12 protein-coding genes are annotated in these 17,289 nt (G+C 73.1%); 6 read left to right on the top strand and 6 right to left on the bottom strand.

Translation table 11 applies throughout. The features are described 5' to 3' along the window. Positions 1–4: 4 nt before the first annotated feature. Positions 5–2,617, top strand: a complete 2,613-nt coding sequence (locus tag ACH34R_RS07885; protein ID WP_397560622.1) for a CHAT domain-containing protein — start codon at positions 5–7, stop codon at positions 2,615–2,617. Between the two features lies 1 nt (position 2,618). On the opposite strand, the gene ACH34R_RS07880 is transcribed toward ACH34R_RS07885, so the two are convergent. The 3 genes from ACH34R_RS07880 to ACH34R_RS07870 all read right to left on the bottom strand — a co-directional run bounded on the left by ACH34R_RS07880 (position 2,619) and on the right by ACH34R_RS07870 (position 7,155). Further along, entirely contained in the window at positions 2,619–3,434 is an 816-nt protein-coding gene (locus ACH34R_RS07880; protein WP_397560621.1) for a sulfurtransferase, read from the bottom strand. 423 nt (positions 3,435–3,857) lie between these two features. Further along, on the bottom strand, positions 3,858–4,448 hold the full coding sequence (locus tag ACH34R_RS07875) for a DUF5998 family protein (protein WP_111170572.1): 591 nt from the start codon (positions 4,446–4,448) through the stop codon (positions 3,858–3,860). Between the two features lie 67 nt (positions 4,449–4,515). Then, on the bottom strand, positions 4,516–7,155 hold the full coding sequence (locus ACH34R_RS07870; RefSeq protein WP_397560620.1) for a GNAT family N-acetyltransferase: 2,640 nt from the start codon (positions 7,153–7,155) through the stop codon (positions 4,516–4,518). Between the two features lie 204 nt (positions 7,156–7,359). On the opposite strand from ACH34R_RS07870, the gene ACH34R_RS07865 reads away from it, so the two are divergent. Then, the gene (locus ACH34R_RS07865; RefSeq protein WP_397560619.1) at positions 7,360–8,253 is read left to right on the top strand and encodes a carbohydrate kinase family protein; all 894 of its coding nucleotides are present in this window, start codon (positions 7,360–7,362) and stop codon (positions 8,251–8,253) included. Positions 8,254–8,278: 25 nt separating this feature from the next. On the opposite strand, the gene ACH34R_RS07860 is transcribed toward ACH34R_RS07865, so the two are convergent. Then, positions 8,279–10,372, bottom strand: coding sequence for a RecQ family ATP-dependent DNA helicase (locus tag ACH34R_RS07860; RefSeq protein WP_397560618.1), 2,094 nt, complete (start codon positions 10,370–10,372; stop codon positions 8,279–8,281). A gap of 113 nt (positions 10,373–10,485) precedes the next feature. Here ACH34R_RS07860 and ACH34R_RS07855 point away from each other — a divergent pair, with 113 nt between their 5' ends. Continuing rightward, entirely contained in the window at positions 10,486–13,002 is a 2,517-nt protein-coding gene (locus ACH34R_RS07855; protein WP_397560617.1) for a DNA topoisomerase (ATP-hydrolyzing) subunit A, read from the top strand. 78 nt (positions 13,003–13,080) lie between these two features. Next, positions 13,081–13,644, top strand: a complete 564-nt coding sequence (locus ACH34R_RS07850; protein WP_397560616.1) for a thioredoxin family protein — start codon at positions 13,081–13,083, stop codon at positions 13,642–13,644. Between the two features lie 91 nt (positions 13,645–13,735). On the opposite strand, the gene ACH34R_RS07845 is transcribed toward ACH34R_RS07850, so the two are convergent. Continuing rightward, positions 13,736–14,047: a hypothetical protein gene (locus tag ACH34R_RS07845; RefSeq protein WP_397560615.1), complete on the bottom strand. Its 312-nt coding sequence runs from the start codon at positions 14,045–14,047 to the stop codon at positions 13,736–13,738. Between the two features lie 140 nt (positions 14,048–14,187). Here ACH34R_RS07845 and ACH34R_RS07840 point away from each other — a divergent pair, with 140 nt between their 5' ends. Next, positions 14,188–14,682 carry a beta-class carbonic anhydrase gene (locus ACH34R_RS07840; protein ID WP_397560614.1) on the top strand — a complete coding sequence of 165 codons (495 nt, stop codon included), beginning with the start codon at positions 14,188–14,190 and terminating at the stop codon, positions 14,680–14,682. Positions 14,683–14,723: 41 nt separating this feature from the next. On the opposite strand, the gene ACH34R_RS07835 is transcribed toward ACH34R_RS07840, so the two are convergent. Beyond that, a complete protein-coding gene (locus tag ACH34R_RS07835) occupies positions 14,724–16,796 on the bottom strand; it encodes a type IIA DNA topoisomerase subunit B (RefSeq protein ID WP_397560613.1) in 2,073 nt (690 codons plus the stop codon). A gap of 243 nt (positions 16,797–17,039) precedes the next feature. On the opposite strand from ACH34R_RS07835, the gene ACH34R_RS07830 reads away from it, so the two are divergent. Continuing rightward, the gene (locus ACH34R_RS07830; protein ID WP_397560612.1) at positions 17,040–17,270 is read left to right on the top strand and encodes a hypothetical protein; all 231 of its coding nucleotides are present in this window, start codon (positions 17,040–17,042) and stop codon (positions 17,268–17,270) included. The last annotated feature ends 19 nt before the right edge of the window (positions 17,271–17,289 follow it).

Genomic DNA, 17,289 nt, shown 5'->3' with positions numbered 1-17,289 from the left:
CACCATGCCCAAGCCCATCACCGGCGACACCGGAACACCCCGCAGCCGGCACACCGACCCGGACGGCCCACCACCCGGTCGGCCCGCCTGCCCCGGTACCGCGCCACCCGGCCGGTCCGCCGAGCCCGGCGGCGCCGCTGTGCGAACCCCCGCCGGGCCGGGTGGAGCGGCGCCCCGTTGGGCCGCGGAGGAAGGGGGCGGGGTGCTGGCGGCGGCGCGGCGGGCCGTGGTGGAGAGTGCGGTGGATCCCGTGGCGAGCCGGTGGCGGGCCGGTGAGGTGCTCGCGGCGAGCGTGAGTGAGGGGGATCTCGCCGCCCGGGTGGTGGCGAGGCGGGCGCTCGCGCTGGCCGCGCGGGAGCTGGGGGACCTTCCGCTGGCGGAGGAGGAGTTGCGGCGGGCCGTGAGGGAGGGCGCGGCGGCGGCCCCGCAGCCGACCGCTCAGGCCCGGTTGTCGCTGGTCACGGTCCTCACCGAGCTGGGCCGCCCCGCGCAGGCGCTGGAGGTGGCCGACGCCGCCGAGCCGTACCTGTGCCGGGCCGAGCGCGCCAAGCTGGACGCGCAGCGCGCGGTGGCGCTGAGCCGCCTGGGCCGGTTCGGCGAGGCGGTGCGGTGCTGCGACCACGCCGTACGCGTACTGACCCCCGCGGGCCCGGCCGCCATCGGGCAGGACGACCTGCGGTTCCTGGCCGGGGCGCTGCTCAACCGCGGGATCACCGCGGCCTACCTCGGCGACCCGCGCGCCGCGCAGGACGACCTGGAGCGCTGCGCCGAGCTGGCCGCGACCGTCGGCCTCGGTCACGTCACCGCGCTGGCCAAGGCCAACCTGCCGTTCGTGGCGGCCAGGCGGGGCGACATCGGCGGGGCGTTCGCGCACTACCGCGAAGCGGAAGAGGCGCTCGCCGCCTACCCCGAACGGCTGGCCACGATGCGCTGCGACCTCGCCGGGGCGCTGGTGGCGGCGTACCTGCCCGGGGAGGCCAGGGCGCTGCTCGGCCTGGCCGTGCCGGAGCTGGAGTCGGCGCGCGCCCTCGGTGTCCTGGCCGAGGCCAGGCTGCTGCTCGCCGAACTGGAGTTGCAGACCGGCGACCCGCACCGGGCGGCCCGTACGGCGGCGCGGGCCCGCGCCGAATTACAGGACCAGGGCCGCGACGGCTGGATCCCGCTGGCCGCGAGCGTCGCCCTGCGGGCGCGGCTGGCGGCCCGCGGCCCGGACCCGGCGCTGCTCCCCGCGTTGATCGACTGCGCGGACCGGCTCGCCCGTCCCTTCCCCACCGCCGCGGACGCGCTGCGGCTGACGGCGTCCGAGATCGCGCTGGAGGCGGGCCGCCGCGACCTCGCCGACGCGCTGCTCACGCTCCTTCGCGGCGGCCCGGGCACGACCGACCCGGTGGTGCGGCGGCACGCAGAGGCCATGGCGCGGGCGTCGCGCGGCGACCAGGAGGGCGCGCTGCGCGCGGTGGCGGGCGGTCTCACCGAGGTGGGCGCGTCAGTGGCGGCGCTCACCGATCCGATGACCCGCGCCCACGCGGTCAGGGCGGGCGAACGGCTGGCCGCCTTCGGCCTGTCGGTCGCGATCGGCACCGGGCGCGCCGGTACGGCGCTGGCCTGGGCCGAACGCTGGCGCGCGGTCGTCCGTACCGGCGTCCCCTCCTGCCCCGAGCCCGGCGCGTTGCAGGACGCGCTGGGCGGGGCCAGGCTGGTGGAGTACCTGACGCACGGCGACCGGCTCACCGCCGTCGTGGTGAGCCGCACCGAGATCACCATGCACGCGTTCGGCCCGGCGAGGCGCGCCGCCGAGGCGGGCCTGCGGCTGCGGTACGGCCTGCGGCGCGCCGCCTGCCGGGACGGGGCGGGAGAGGCCGCCGGTCCGGTGGAGCGGGAGGCGGCGGCCGTGCAGGCGGAGCTGATCGGCCCGCTGGCGGGACATCTCGGTGACGGCCCGCTGGTCATCGTGCCCACCGGGCCGCTGTACCCCCTCCCCTGGCCCGCCCTCCCGGCGCTGGCCGGACGGCCGGTGTGCGTGGCCGCGAGCGCCGCCGGGTGGCTGGCGGGCGACCGTACGGCGGCGGCCCGGCAGGAGGCGGGCGGTGTGGTCGCCGTCGCCGGTCCGGGGCTCACCCATGCCCGCGCCGAGGCGGCGATGGTGACCGCTCGCCACCCCGGCGCGCGGCGGGTGCCGGCCCGGGCCGCCGCCGTACTGGCCGCGCTCGACGGGGCCGCGCTGGCGCACCTCGCCACCCACGGCGCCTTCCACGCCCACAGTCCGCTGATGTCCGGGCTGGTGCTCGACGACGGCCCGTTGAGGGCGTACGACCTTCTGGGGCTGCGCAGGCCGCCCCGGCTGGTGGTGTTGTCGGCGTGCGAGGCCGGCATGGCGCACACGCCGGCCGATGGCGGGCCGCTGGGGCTGGCGGGGGCGTTGCTGTCCCGGGGCACGGCGTGCGTGGTCGCCTGCGTGGTGCCGGTACGGGACGAGGAGGCCCTGGCCCTGATGACCGCCTTCCACGACCTGCTGGCCACCGGCGGCACCCCGGCGGGGGCGCTGGCCGCGGCGGCCTCGGCGACCGGTGTCCGGGGCTTCGCCTGCTTCGGCGCGGGGCACCGGCCCCTGGGGTAGCTCAGCCCGTCGCGACCGGGCGCTCGGGCGAGGTGATCCAGTCCGACCACGAGCCGACGTAGAGGGCCGCGGATATCCCTGCGAGGTGCAGCGCCAGTACCTCGTGGGCGGCGGTCACGCCCGAGCCGCAGTAGGCGCCGGCCGGGGTGCCGGGGGTGACGCCCAGGCCCTCGAAGCGGGCCTTGAGCCGGTCGGGGGGCAGGAAGCGGCCCGTCTCGTCCACGTTGGCCGCGGTGGGGGCGTTGACCGCGCCGGGGATGTGCCCGGCGACCGGGTCGATCGGTTCGGTCTCGCCGCGGTAGCGCTCGGGGGCGCGGGCGTCGAGCAGCACCCCGCTGGCCGGGAACGCGCCCGCCTGCTCGGCGGAGAGCAGGGGCATGCCGCCGGGGCTCACGGTGAAGTCGCCGGGGGGCACGTCGGGCGTGGTGGTCTCCACCGGCAGGCCGGCGGCGGTCCAGGCGCGGAACCCGCCGTCGAGCACCCGGACGTCGGGGTGGCCGAAGTAGCGCAGGGTCCACCAGGCGCGCGCGGCGGCGGTGGAGTCGGCGTCGTCGTACACGATGACGGGCCGCGAGCCGGAGACGCCGAGGCGGCGCATGGCGGCCTGGAAGTCCGCGGGCTCGGGCAGGGGGTGCCTGCCACCGGGTCCGGGCGGCGTGGGCGGTGCGGCGAGGTCGGTGTCCAGGTCGCAGAACACGGCCGCGGGGATGTGCCCCTCGCGGTAGGAGGAAAGGCCGGGCGGACCGGCCAGCCGCCAGCGCACATCGAGCACGGACGCGCCGGGCAGCGCGGCCAGAACGGCAGGTGTGATCAGCATCGGACGGCACTCCTCGGGATGGTCGGGGTTCCATGCATCGCAGCGAAACGCTACGACACAGAGCCCCCGCACACGGCCACGCACCGCCGACCGTGGCACGGCTCCAGCAAGGGACCCGGCCGGGAAGGGATCACGGCGTGGGGCGTCACCGAGCCGGGGCGCCGGAAGTGCCGCGGGCGCGCGGCGGCCTTGGGAGCGGCCAGGAAGGATCATGGCGCTGGGCACCGCCGGACGGGGCCGCCCCGGCGACCATCGCTATGCGCCGCCGGGCCGCGGATTCAGGCGGACAGCGGACCGTGGTGCGAAGCCGCCCTTCCAGGGACGCGAACCGGCAGCCGCCGGATGGGCGGTCACGGCCGCGCGCCGCCGGTCGGGGCGGGGCTGAGGAGGTGGCGGGGGCGTGGCGGGGGGTTTCAGGGGCTTTCAGGGGGTGCTGTGGGCCGTGGCGGCGGAGAGGGCCTTGGCGAAGGCCAGGACGTGGGCGACCGCCTCGGCGCCGTCGGCGGCGTCGCTGACCCGCAGGGACAGGTCGTCGGCGGTGATCGCGCCGGTGTAGCCGTGGTCGGCCTCGCAGTTCTCGTCGCCGCAGGTGGCGGGCTCCAGGTCGACATGTGAGATGCCGCCCCAGCCGATGTTGAGCGTGGCCTCGGTGGGGGGCACGCCGGGCGCGTAGGCGGCCGGGTCGGGGACGACCCTGGTCACCGCGACCGACTTGATACGGCTGAGGCGCACCGCCTCGGTGGTGGTCGAGGCGTGGGCCACGGTGACGCCCTCGGCGGGCGGATGCTCGTCGGTGTGGCACACCAGAAGCCGCGTCGGTGTGAGCACCAGCACGGTGACGTGCCTGCGGACTTCCATGGCCGGGTCGAAGGTCGCCTCATGGTGTACCACGTAGGCGTCGACCGCCTCCTTGCCCAGCGCGGAGTCGACCGCGTCGGACACGAGGTCGGGGTAGTAGCCGCTGCGATCGATCGCCTCGCGCAGGCCCGCGGCCGAGACTCGGGTTTCCCTCATGGGTCCATCCTGCCCTGTCCGGGGGGCCGGTTTCACCCGCCCGCCCGGGGTACGCCACCCGCCCGGCTCAGCGCAGGCGGCGCGGCCCGTCGTCGGGGCGCGGGCCTTGCGGGACGCGCAGTACGGCTCGCGCCCCGAGCACCGTCACCCCGCTCTCCCCCACCAGGACGGGGTCGAGGTCCAGGCGGTCGAGTTCGGGGAGTTCGTCGGCCATCCGCCCGGTGAGGACCAGCAGCTCGCGCAGCGCGCCGACCGCTACCGGCGGGTAGCCGTACTCGCCGAACAGCAGCGGAGCGGCCCGGATCGACCTGATCAGCTCGGCGGCGTCGCCGGTGGACAGCGGGGCCAGGCGGTATCCGCGGTCGCCGAGCAGCCGCGCGGTGACCTCGCCGAGCCCGAACGACACGACGGGCCCGACCGACGGATGCTCGACCGCGCTGATCAGCGCGGGCACACCCGGCTGCGGGGCCATCCGCTGCACGGCGATCGGGACGCCGGGGCCGAGCTGGGCCGACAGCCCGGCGTACGCCTGGCGCAGCGCCTCGGGCCCGGTCAGGCCCAGGCGGACCGCCCCGGCCCGCGCGGCGGCCTCCCGGTCGGCCGCCTTGACCACGACCGGCCAGCCGAGCCCATCGGCGATCTCCACGGCCTCGTCGGCGGTGGCGGCCACCGGGGCGGGCCACACGGTGACGCCGTAGGGGGCGAGCAGCCGGGCGGCGTCGATCTCCACGGGACCGGCACGGCCGGCCAGCGCGTCGCGTACGAGGTCGCGGGCCTCGGCGGTGCCCTCTCCCCCGCCGATCGGGGGCTGCTCCAGGGGACGCTCACGCCACTGGGCGTGCCGTACGACGTGGGCGAGGGCGCGTACGGCCTCCTCGGGCGCCGCGTAGGACGGGATGGAGCCGCGCCCGGGGTCGCGCCCCCGTGGGTCGTGGCTCAGCTCGGGGAGCATGCCGACGCGGCCCTCGAAGGTGGCGAGCACGGGCTTGCCGGGGGCTTCCGCGGCGTTGCGCAGCAGCTCGGCGGCGACGGCCGCCGCGTCGCCGGGGATGGGCGGCATGTAGATGACGACCACGGCGTCGGTGTCGCCGTCGGCCAGTTCGCCGGAGAGCGCGGCGCCGAACGCCTCGGCTCCGGCCTCGGCCCCGAGGTTGACGGGTGGCCGTGGGTCGAGCCCGGCGGTGACGCAGGCGTCCAGCGCCAGCAGGGCCAGCGCGTCGGAATTGCTCACCACGCCCACCCGGGACCCCGCGGGCAGCGGCTGGTAGGCGAGCAGTTGCGCCACGTCGAACTGCTGGATCAGGTCGTCCACCCGGATCACGCCGGCCTGCTCGAACAGCGAGCTGAGCGCGCTGTCGGGCAGTTTCAGCGCGGGGGCGGCGTGGCCGATGGGCACGCCCTGGGTGGTGCCGCCGCTCTTGACCACCACCACCGGCTTGCGCCGCGAGACGCGCCTGGTCAGCCTGGCGAACTTGCGGGGATTGCCGATCGACTCCAGGTAGAGCAGGATCACCTCGGTCGCCGGGTCCTCCTCCCAGAACTGCAGGAGGTCGTTGCCGGAGACGTCGGCCCGGTTGCCCGCGGACACGAACGACGAGATGCCCATGTTCCGCTGGGCGACGCGGTGCAGCAGGGTGGTGCCGAGCGCGCCGGACTGGCTGAAGAAGCCGACCCGGCCGCGGGCCGGGATGGTGGCGGCCAGGGTGGCGTTCAGCCGTACGCCGGGGTCGGTGTTGGCGATGCCCAGGCAGTTCGGGCCGACCACGCGCAGGCCGTGGGAGCGGGCGATGCGCACGAGTTCGTCCTGTCTGGCCCGGCCCTCGGGGCCGGTCTCGCCGAACCCTGAGGAGACGACCACCAGGCCGCGCACGCCCTTTTCCGCGCATTCCACGACAAGATCGCGCACGCCCTCGGCGGGTACGGCGAGCACCGCGAGGTCCACCTCGCCGTCGATGGCGGTGACGCTGGGATAGGCGCGTACCCCGGCCAGCGCCCTGGCCTCACGGTGGACCGGGTAGACGGGCCCGGCGAAGTCGGCGGCGAGCAGGTTGCGCAGCACGGTCTGGCCCACCCCGCCGGGGCCCCGCGACGCGCCCACCACGGCCACGGAGCCGGGGGTGAGCAGCCGCTCGATGGACCGCGACTCGGCGCGATGCTCGCGGGCGGCGGTGACCTCCTGGGAGGTCTCGGTAGGGGTCAGGTCGAGCGTCATCCTGACCACACCGTCGGCGAAACGGCTCTGGGCGGTGTACCCCGCCTGGCGCAGTACGGCCATCATCTTCTGGTTGGCGGGCAGCACGTCGGCGACGAACCTGCCGATGCCGTGCTCGCGGGCGGTGGCCGCCAGGTGCTCCAGCAGTACCGAGGCAACGCCGCGGCCCTGGTGGGCGTCCTCGACCAGGAAGGCGACCTCCGCCTCGCCCTCCTGGACCTTGTCGTAGCGGATGACCGCGACCATCTCCTCGCCGATGGTGGCGATGAGCGCGACCCGATCGACGTAGTCGACGTTCGTGAACCGGGTCACCTCGCGCTCGCTCAGTCGCGGGCGCGGCCCGAAAAACCGGAAATATATGGATTCTTCGGATAGTCGGGAGTAGAACGACAGGAGTCGTTCCGCGTCGGCGGGGCGAATGGGCCGGACATGCGCGGTGCCGCCGTCGGCGAGAACGACGTCGGCCTCCCAATGCGCGGGATAATATGCAGCCATCGGACGCCTCCACACTCACACCAACAGTCCCGAGCGTAAACCGCGATCTCAGATGACAAGACCAGGGCCCCTTCTTCAACAACGCTTGTGCATCGACTGGCGCCCACTGTCGGCTCTCTGGCCCAAAGGCCCGCGAGAAACTGTTAGGTTTCTCGGCGTCAGACGTGAGGCCACGTGAAGGCAGTGCAGCAAGGCGGTGACGTCATGACCCGGGTTGTCGTGGTGGGCGATCTCATGACCGATGCGGTCGCGCGTGCACGCTTCCCACTCGCCAGGGCCAGCGACACCCCCGCGATCGTGACCATGCACGGCGGCGGGTCCGGTGCCAATGTCTCGTCCTGGCTCGCGGTCGAGGGGGCCGATGTGGCCTTCATCGGCCGCAGGGGCGCCGACATCACAGGGCGCAACCGCGACATGGAGCTGATGGGCTACGGGGTCGACGCCCGGCTCGTGATGGACCCCGAGCGGCCGACCGGCACCTGCGTGGTGCTGGTCACGCACAAGGGCGAGCGCACCATGCTCTCCGACCCCGGGGCCAACGCCGCGCTGTCGCCGGAAGACCTGCCGCGCGACCTGTTCAGCGCCGGCGGCCACCTCCACCTGTCCGGTTACACGCTGGTCAACGAGGGTTCGCGGGACGCGGGCATGACCGCCCTCGACCTGGCCCGGCGGGCGGGCATGAGCATCTCGGTGGACTCCTCCTCGGCCGCGCCGCTGGAGCGCACCGGCGCCGAGCCGTTCCTGGAATGGACCCACGGGGCCAAGCTGCTGTTCGCCAACGCCGACCAGGCCAAGGTGCTCACCGGGCGCGACGACCCGGCCGCCGCCGCCAAGGTGCTGACCGCGTGGTTCCCGCAGGTGGTCATCAAGCTCTCCGTCGACGGCGCGCTGTGGTACACCAACAACCGCGCAGAGCCGGTGCGGGTGCCCGCCGAGCCGGTGGACCGTGTGGTGGACGGCACCGGCGCGGGCGACGCCTTCGCGGCCGGGTTCCTGCCGCCGTGGCTGGCGGGCAAGCCGCCCTCCGAGGCGCTGTCGGCGGGCTGCCGGCTGGCCGCCAAGGCGATCTCCCACCTGGGCGCGCGGCCCCGCCTCTGAAAGCGCCGGGCGCGCGCCCTGGGGATCAGGTGGTGACGGCGAGCGCCAGCGGGAGTACGGCGGGCGCGCCCGCGTGCCGCAGCAGCGCCGCCGACATGGTCATGGTCCACCCCGTGTCCACCCGGTCGTCCACCAGCAGCACCGGCCCTCCGGCCGCCGTCAGCGCGGCGGCCAGCTCCGGCGGGGTCGTCAGGGTCGCCCTGATCGCCTGCACCCGCTGGGCGCTGTTGAACTGCCGTCCGGGCGGGCCCGAGCGGTAGCCCAGCTCGCCCAGGTAGGACAGCCGGCCGACCGACGCCAGCCGTTCGGCCAGGCCGCGCACGAGCGCCGGACGGCGGGCGGAGGGGACGTTGACCACGGCCACCGGCCGCTCGCGCCACTCCCACGCCGACAGCACCTTGATCACAGCGCCGAACACGTCGTCGGGCACCGGCCCGTCAGGGGCGTCGTCGGCCAGCAGGGCGCGCAGCCGGTTGCCCCAGCCGATGTCGGTCAGCCTGCCCAGCGCCCGGCCGGGCTCGGCGCCGAACTCCGGCTTGATCCGCCCGCTGAGGTCGGCGATGCCGGTCGGCCACTGCCTGCGGGCCTCGACCTCCACGCCGGGGCGGGCCAGGCGCTCCCTGGCCCCCGCGACGGCGGCGGGCGCGACCTCCGCCGGCCGGTGCTCGCCCGTGCAGTTGTCGCAGCGCCCGCAGGGCCGCGCGGCCGGGTCGTCGAGGTGACGGCGCAGGTATTCCTCACGGCACTCGGTGGTGGTCAGGTAGCCCAGCATGGCCTCCTGCTCGGCCCGGCGCTCGGCCGTGATGCGCGTGTAGCGCTCGGCGTCGTAGCCCCAGGGCTCGCCGGTGGCCTCCCAGCCGCCCTTGACCCGGCGCACCGCGCCGTCCACGTCGAGGACCTTGAGCATCATCTCCAGGCGGCTCCGGCTCAGATCGACCCGGGTCTCCAGCGCCGGGGTGGACAGCACGCCGCCGTCGAGGGCCGCCAGCGTGGCCCGTACGACCGGCTCGGGGGGAAAGGCGAGAGAGGCGAAATATGCCCAGATGGCCTGGTCCTCCGGGCCGGGCAGCAGGATGACCTCCGCCCGCTCGACGCCGCGCCCGGCCCTGCCGACCTGCTGGTAGTAGGCCACCGGCGACTGCGGCGCGCCCGCGTGGACGACGAACCCGAGGTCGGGCTTGTCGAAGCCCATGCCCAGGGCGCTCGTCGCGACCAGGGCCTTGATCTTGTTGTTCAGCAGCGCCTCTTCGGCGGCCAGGCGCTCGTCCGGGTCGGTCTGGCCGGAGTACGCGGCCACCTCGTAGCCCTGCTCGCGCAGGTAGGCGGCGATCTCGTGGGCGGCGGCCACGGTGAGGGTGTAGACGATGCCGGAGCCCGGCAGCTCGCGCAGGGTCTGGGCGAGCCAGGCCAGCCGCTGCTCGGCGGTGGCCAGCCGTACGACGCTCAAGCGCAGGCTCTCGCGCTCCAGCGGGCCGCGCAGCACGAGGGTCTCCTCGCCCATCTGCTCGGCCACGTCGCGGGTGACGCGGGCGTTGGCGGTGGCGGTCGTGGCCAGCACGGGCACGCCGGGCGGCAGGTCCTCGAACAGGGTGCGCAGCCTGCGGTAGTCGGGCCGGAAGTCATGGCCCCAGTCGGAGATGCAGTGCGCCTCGTCCACGACCACCAGGCCGGCGCTCTCGGCCAGCTCGGGCAGCACGTTGTCGCGGAACTCGGGGTTGTTCAGCCGCTCGGGGCTGACCAGCAGGACGTCGACCTCGCCGTCGGCGACCCGGGCGTAGACGTCTTCCCAGGTGTCGCTGTTGGCGGAGTTGATGGTCACGGCGCGGATGCCGGCCCGCTGGGCGGCGGCGATCTGGTTGCGCATCAGCGCCAGCAGCGGCGAGACGATGACGGTCGGCCCCTCGCCCAGCTCCCGCAGCAGGGCGGTGGCCACGAAGTAGACCGCCGACTTGCCCCAGCCGGTGCGCTGGACCACCAGGACCCTCTGGCGCTTGAGCACAAGGGCCTCGATCGCGGTCCATTGGTCATCGCGGAGGCGCGCGTGGTCTCCGGCGAGGGCGCGCAACCGCTCCTCGGCCGCCTCGCGGACCATCGCGGCTTCGGGAAGGACGTCAGCCATGAGGTCCTTGTTACCAGGTTTTACCGGCCTGCATAGCCGACCTTCCGGACATCTCACGCATGCCGCGCACCAGGCTCCGTCCAGGTCGCGGAACGGTCGCCACCTTCGGCACAATGTTCGACATGGCCCGACGAACGACGACGCCCCCGCCGGAGGACTTCGAGGAGCGGATCATCGATATCGATGTCTCCTCCGAGATGCGCACCAGCTACCTCGAATACGCCTACTCGGTCATCTACCAGCGCGCACTGCCCGACGCCCGCGACGGCCTCAAGCCGGTGCAGCGGCGCATCCTCTACTCGATGAACGAGATGGGCCTGCGGCCCGACCGGGGGCACGTCAAGTCCTCCCGCGTGGTCGGCGACGTCATGGGCAAGCTCCACCCACACGGCGACACCGCCATCTACGACGCGCTGGTGCGGATGGCCCAGCCGTTCTCGATGCGGCTGGCGCTGATCGACGGGCACGGCAACTTCGGCTCGCCCGACGACGACCCCGCCGCCATGCGCTACACCGAGGCCCGCCTCGCGACCGCCGCCACCATGCTCGTGCAGTCGATCGACGAGGACACGGTCGACTTCAAGCCCAACTACGACGGGCAGGAGACCGAGCCCACCGTCCTGCCGTCCGCGCTGCCCAACCTGCTGGTCAACGGCGCCTCCGGCATCGCCGTGGGGATGGCCACCAACATGGCCCCGCACAACCTGGTCGAGGTCATCTCCGCCGCCCGGCACCTGATCAAGCACCCCGACGCCGGGCTCGACGCGCTGATGCGGTTCGTCCCCGGCCCCGACCTGCCCACCGGCGGCACGATCATCGGCCTGGACGGCGTCCGCGACGCCTACCAGACCGGCCGGGGCACCTTCAAGATGCGCGCCAAGTGCGCCATCGACCAGGTCACGCCGCGGCGCAAGGGCATCGTGGTCACCGAGCTGCCCTTCAACGTCGGCCCCGAGCGGGTGGTCACCAAGATCAGGGAGCTGGTGACCGCCAAGCGGCTGCAGGGCATCTCCGACCTGAAGGACCTCACCGACCGGCACAAGGGCCTGCGCCTGGTCATCGAGATCAAGAACGGCTTCAACCCCGAGGCCGTGCTGGAAGACCTCTACCGGCTCACCCCGATGGAGGAGACCTTCGGCATCAACAACGTCGCCCTGGTCGACGGCCAGCCCCGCACGCTGGGGCTGAGGGAGCTGCTGCAGGTCTACGTCGACCACCGGATCGACGTGGTGCGCCGCCGTTCGGCCTACCGCAGGCGCAAGCGGGAGGAGCGGCTGCACCTGGTCGACGGCCTGGTCATCGCGCTCCTCAACATCGACGAGGTCATCCAGGTCATCCGTTCCTCCGACGACTCCGGGCAGGCGCGCGCGCGGCTGATGGAGGTCTTCGAGCTGTCGGAGATCCAGGCGGCCTACATCCTGGACACCCCGCTGCGCAGGCTCACCAGATTCGACAAGCTGGAGCTGGACCGGGAGCGGCAGACCCTCCAGCAGGAGATCGCCGAGCTGAGCGAGATCCTGTCCTCCGACACCCGGCTGCGCGCGGTGGTCTCCAAGGAGCTGGCGGAGGTGTCCAAGCAGTTCGGCACGCCCCGCCGTACCGTCCTGCTGGAGTCGTCCGGGGCCGCGGGCACGGTGGCCGTGCCGCTGGAGGTGGCCGACGACCCGTGCCGGGTGCTGCTGTCCTCCACCGGCCTGCTGGCCCGTACGGCCGACGCCACCCCGCTCGCCACCGAGGGCGAGCGCTCCAACCACGACGTGCTGGTGTCGGCGGTCGCCTCGACCGTGCGCGGCGAGATCGGGGTCGTCACCTCGCACGGCCGCATGATCCGGGTGAGCGTGGTCGACCTGCCCACGCTGCCGTCCGTGGCCGCCCCGCCCACACTGTCGGGCGGGCATCCGGTGAGCGAATACGTCACGCTCGTCCCCGGAGAGACGGTGGTCGGCATCGGGTCGCTCACCGGCGGCGGGGCCGGTCTCGCTCTCGGTACGGCGGGCGGCGTGGTCAAACGGGTCGCTCCGGACTATCCGGCCAACCGGGATGAATTCGAGGTGATCGGGCTGAAGGACGACGACCGGGTGGTCGGCGCCGTCGAGCTGCCGAGCGAAGACCACGACCTGGTGTTCATCGCCTCCAACGCGCAGCTTCTGCGGTTCCCGGCATCGGCCGTGCGCCCGCAGGGCAGGCCCGCGGGCGGCATGGCGGGCATGCGCCTCGACGAGGGAGCCACCGTGATCTTCTTCGGCGCGGTGGACCCCGCGCTGCCCGCCCGGGTGGTCACCATCGCCGGTTCGGCCACCGCCCTGCCCGGCACGCAGACCGGCGGCGGAAAGGTGTCCGACTACGCGGAGTTCCCCGCCAAGGGGCGGGCCACCGGCGGCGTACGGGCCCAGCGCTTCCTCAAGGGCGAGGACACGCTCCTGCTGGCCTGGGCGGGGCCCGCTCCAGCCAAGGGCGCGTCCACCACCGGCAAGCCGGTGCCACTGCCGGAGGAGCTGGGCCGCCGCGACGGGTCGGGGATCCGCATCACCAACGCCGTGGCCGCGATCGGCGGCGGGCTGGGCACGCACCCGATCATGGCCGGGTCGCCGACGCCCTCCGCCCAGGACGACTCCGACGACCCCTTCTGAGCGAGTCGCCGGCATGTCCTCGCCCTGCCTTCGCGGGTCGGGCGGGGACACGCCGCCGAGGTGCGCGACAATGAGGACATGCCTGTCACCTCGTTCATGGTCCCACTCGGCACGCCGGCCCCCGGCTTCGACCTGCCCGCGGTCGGTGGCGGACACCTCTCACTCGACGACATCAAGGGCGCTCCGGCCACGCTCGTGGTCTTCCTGTCCAACCACTGCCCGTACGTCCGGCGGATCGAGGCGGGCATCGGAGCCTTCGCCGCCGACTACGCCGATCGGGTGACCATCGTCGCCATCGGCAGCAACGACGTGGTCAACTACCCTGACGACGACGCCGGCCACCTGGCCGAGCAGGCCGCCAGGGCCGGGTTCACCTTCCCCTATCTCATCGACGAGACGCAGGAGGTGGCACGGGCGTACCGGGCGGCGTGCACGCCCGACTTCTTCCTCTTCGACGGCGACCTGCGGCTTGCCTACCGGGGCGAGTTCGACGACGCCCGCCCGAAGAACGACGTACCGGTCACCGGCGCCTCCCTCCGCGCCGCGACCGACGCGGTCCTCTCCGGCACCGCCGTACCCGAGCCCCAACACCCCAGCCTGGGCTGCGGCATCAAGTGGAAGCCGGGCAACGAGCCCACCTGATCCCCAGGGGCCTGGCACCCACCCCGCCAGGCCCCCACCCCGCCCGCTCCCGGAGCGGTCCGCCCCAGCCGTACACGGCGGCAGGGCAGGGTCAGGCGGAGGAGCGGCGGGGGGCGGTGGCGATGGTGAGGAGGAGCCGCCAGGGCTCGCCCTCCCAGGAGCGGATCAGGGTGACGGTCTCGTCGTCGGGGGTGAAGGCGTGGCCGCCGTCGGCGAAGCAGCCGGCCTGGACCAGGCCGGTCATCAGCGGGTCGTCGTCGCCCAGGGCCGCGGCGTAGGCCGCCGCGTCCAGCAGTGCCAGCGCGCACCGGGCGTTGCGCTCGTCGTCGCGCAGCTCGACCCGGTCGAGCCGCCACCGGGCCTGGCCGCGCAGGTAGGCGGCCACGGTTTGGCTCTTGCTCATGCCCTCTCCACGGTAGTCGGACCCTAAGTTAGGGCAGCGTCACTCTCCGTGGCGGCGACTTTCGCAATCTTCACCCAAGCATGTCCCGCCCATGGCCACCCGGCAGCACCCTTATCGGGACATGCTGAATCATTGTCACCATGACCGCGTTCGATGATGTGCTTGCCGGTAATCGTAAATTCACCCGCAAATTCGCTCATTCCAGCCTGACCGGGCGGGCCGCCCGCGGCCTGGCCGTGGTGACCTGCATGGACTCCCGGATCGACCCACTCGGGCTGCTCGGCCTGAAGGCCGGAGACGCCAAGATCCTGCGCAATGCGGGCGCGCGGGTGACCGACGACGTCCAGCGAACCCTCGTGCTCGCGGTCTACCTGCTCGGCGTACGCCGGGTGCTGGTCATGCCGCACACCGACTGCGGCATGACGAAGGTCAACGACGACGACGTACACCGGATGGCCGCCGAGCACGGCGTGGACACCCGCAGCCTGGAGTTTCACACCGTGCCCGACCAGAGCGAGGCGCTGCGGCACGACCTCGTACGGGTGCGCACCAGCCCGTTCCTGCCCCCGGACCTGCCGGTCGGCGGCGCCATCTACGATGTGCACACCGGCAGGCTGATGCCCGTCGAACTCTGACCATGCCGAAACCGCCCGCCGAGCGGTGGCCGGCGGGCGGGTCAGGCGTCGATGTGGTCGCGGTCGACCTCGGCCGCGTTGCCCACGATGAACTCCCGGCGCGGCGCCACGTCGCTGCCCATCAGCAGGTTGAAGATCTCCTCCGCGGCCTGGACGTCCTCGATGCGGACCCGGCGCAGGGTGCGGTGCCGGGGCTCCATGGTGGTCTCGGCGAGCTGGTCGGCGTCCATCTCGCCGAGGCCCTTGTACCGTTGCACCGGGTCCTTCCAGCGCTTGCCGCGCCGCTCCAGGTCGCGCAGCACCTTGTGCAGCTCCGCGTCGGAGTAGCAGTAGATGTACTTCTCCTGGTTGCGGCCAGGGTTGCTGATCTCGATGCGGTGCAGCGGCGGCACCGCGGCGAACACCCGGCCTTCCTCCACCATGGGCCGCATGTAGCGGTGGAAGAGGGTCAGCAGCAGGCAGCGGATGTGCGCGCCGTCCACGTCGGCGTCGGCCATCAGGATGACCTTGCCGTACCGGGCCGCCGAGATGTCGAACGTGCGGCCCGACCCCGCGCCGATGACCTGGATGATCGCCGCGCACTCGGTGTTCTTCAGCATGTCGGCGACGGACGCCTTCTGCACGTTGAGGATCTTGCCCCGGATCGGCAGCAGCGCCTGGAACTCCGAGTCGCGGGCGGCGCGGGCCGTGCCGAGCGCGGAGTCGCCCTCCACGATGAACAGCTCGGTGCGGTCGATGTCGTCGCTGCGGCAGTCGACCAGCTTGGCGGGCAGCGCCGAGTTCTCCAGGGCGCTCTTGCGGCGCTGGTTGTCGCGGTGCTCGCGGGCGGCGATGCGCGCCTTGGCGGCGGCCACCACCTTTTCCAGAACGGCCCGCAGTTGCTGCTTCTGGCCGCGCTTGGGGGCGGCGAAGACCTCCTTCAGCTCCCGCGAGACGACGTGGGAGACGATCCGCGTGGCGGCCGAGGTGCCGAGCACCTCCTTGGTCTGCCCCTCGAACTGCGGCTCGGGCACCCGGACGGTCACCACGGCGGTGAGCCCCTCCAGGATGTCCTCCTTCAGGACGGGGTCGTCGCCGTTCTTCAGCAGGCGGGTCTCGCGCAACTGCTCGTTCACCGTGCGGTGCAGGGCGCGCTCGAACCCGGTCAGGTGGGTGCCGCCCTTGGGGGTGGCGATCACGTTGACGAACGAGCGCACGGTGGTGTCGTAGCCCTTGCCCCAGCGCAGCGCCACATCGACGGTCAGCTCCCGCTCGACCTGGGTCGGCGTCATGTGGCCCTGGTCGTCGAGCACCGGGACGGTCTCGTGGAAGTGGCCCACGCCCTGCAGCCGCAGCACGTCGCACACGGCCTCGTCGCGCGCCAGGAACTCGGTGAACTCCGAGATGCCGCCGTCGAAGCGGAACTCCTCCTCGACCGGCTCCTCGCCGCGGTCATCGCGCAGGGCGAGGGTGAGCCCGGGGACCAGGAACGCGGTCTGACGCAGCCGCACATGGATCTCGTCCAGCGACAGCTCGGCGTCGGGCAGGAAGATCTGCTTGTCGGCCCACCAGCGCACCCGGGTGCCGGTGCCCTTGTGGCCGAGCCGCCTGTCGTCGCGCAGCCCGGACTTCTTCTTGAACTTGGCGGTGGGGCCCTCGCCGTCGAAGACGCCGGGCACGCCGCGCCGAAAGCTGATCTCGTAGATCCGCCCGTCGCGGTCGACCTCGACGTCGAGCCGCGAGGACAGCGCGTTGACCACGGACGCGCCGACGCCGTGCAGGCCGCCGGAAGCGCCGTAGGAGCCGCCGCCGAACTTGCCGCCCGCGTGCAGCTTGGTGTAGACCAGCTCGACGCCCGCCAGGCCGCTCTTGGGCTCGACGTCGACCGGGATGCCGCGGCCGTTGTCGCGGACCTCGATCGAACCGTCGCGGTGGAGCTCGACCTCGATGCGGGTGCAGAAGCCGGCGAGGGCTTCATCGACCGAGTTGTCGACGATCTCCCAGAGGCAGTGCATGAGGCCACGGGTGTCGGTGGACCCGATGTACATCCCCGGCCGCTTACGGACCGCCTCAAGCCCTTCCAGCACGGACAGATGACGGGCCGTGTAGGTCGTCTCCAGACGTACGGCGGTCACACCGACTCCCACTCTGCATCGAACATGTGTGCGTAGCTTACCGTTCTTCCCGATCGTGCGCGTACAAGCTTGCCATTAGGAGAGGATTGGCGTTACCTGGAGAGTGATCCCCGTCACTTTCTGACACATTCCGCTCTGGGCGTAGCGGAGGGGTGATTGGGAACGTCCAGGTCCGGTTAGATGTTGTCCCAAGTGACTGACGCCAGATCCCCGTCCCGGCGGGGATGACCCGAAAGGCGATACGTGACTGGAGCTCTCGCCCCCACCAAGCCGCTGACGGCCCTCGATCGCTGTGACCGATGCGGCGCCCAGGCCTACATTCGCGCGACCCTGCCCGTGGGTGGGGAGCTGCTGTTCTGCGCCCATCATGGGCGTCAGCACGTAGCGGCATTGCGCGATAAGGGCGCCGACATCCAGGACGAGTCCGCGCGGCTGAGCGAAACCCCTTCGATGGCACGCGACGAGGAAAGATAAAGATCAACGGACCCGGTGG

This window comes from Spongiactinospora sp. 9N601 (assembly GCF_044326295.1).
GTDB classification, from domain to species: domain Bacteria; phylum Actinomycetota; class Actinomycetes; order Streptosporangiales; family Streptosporangiaceae; genus Spongiactinospora; species Spongiactinospora gelatinilytica.
The sequence above is the reverse complement of the archived record's forward strand: the minus strand, read 5'-3'. Positions and strand labels throughout refer to the sequence as shown.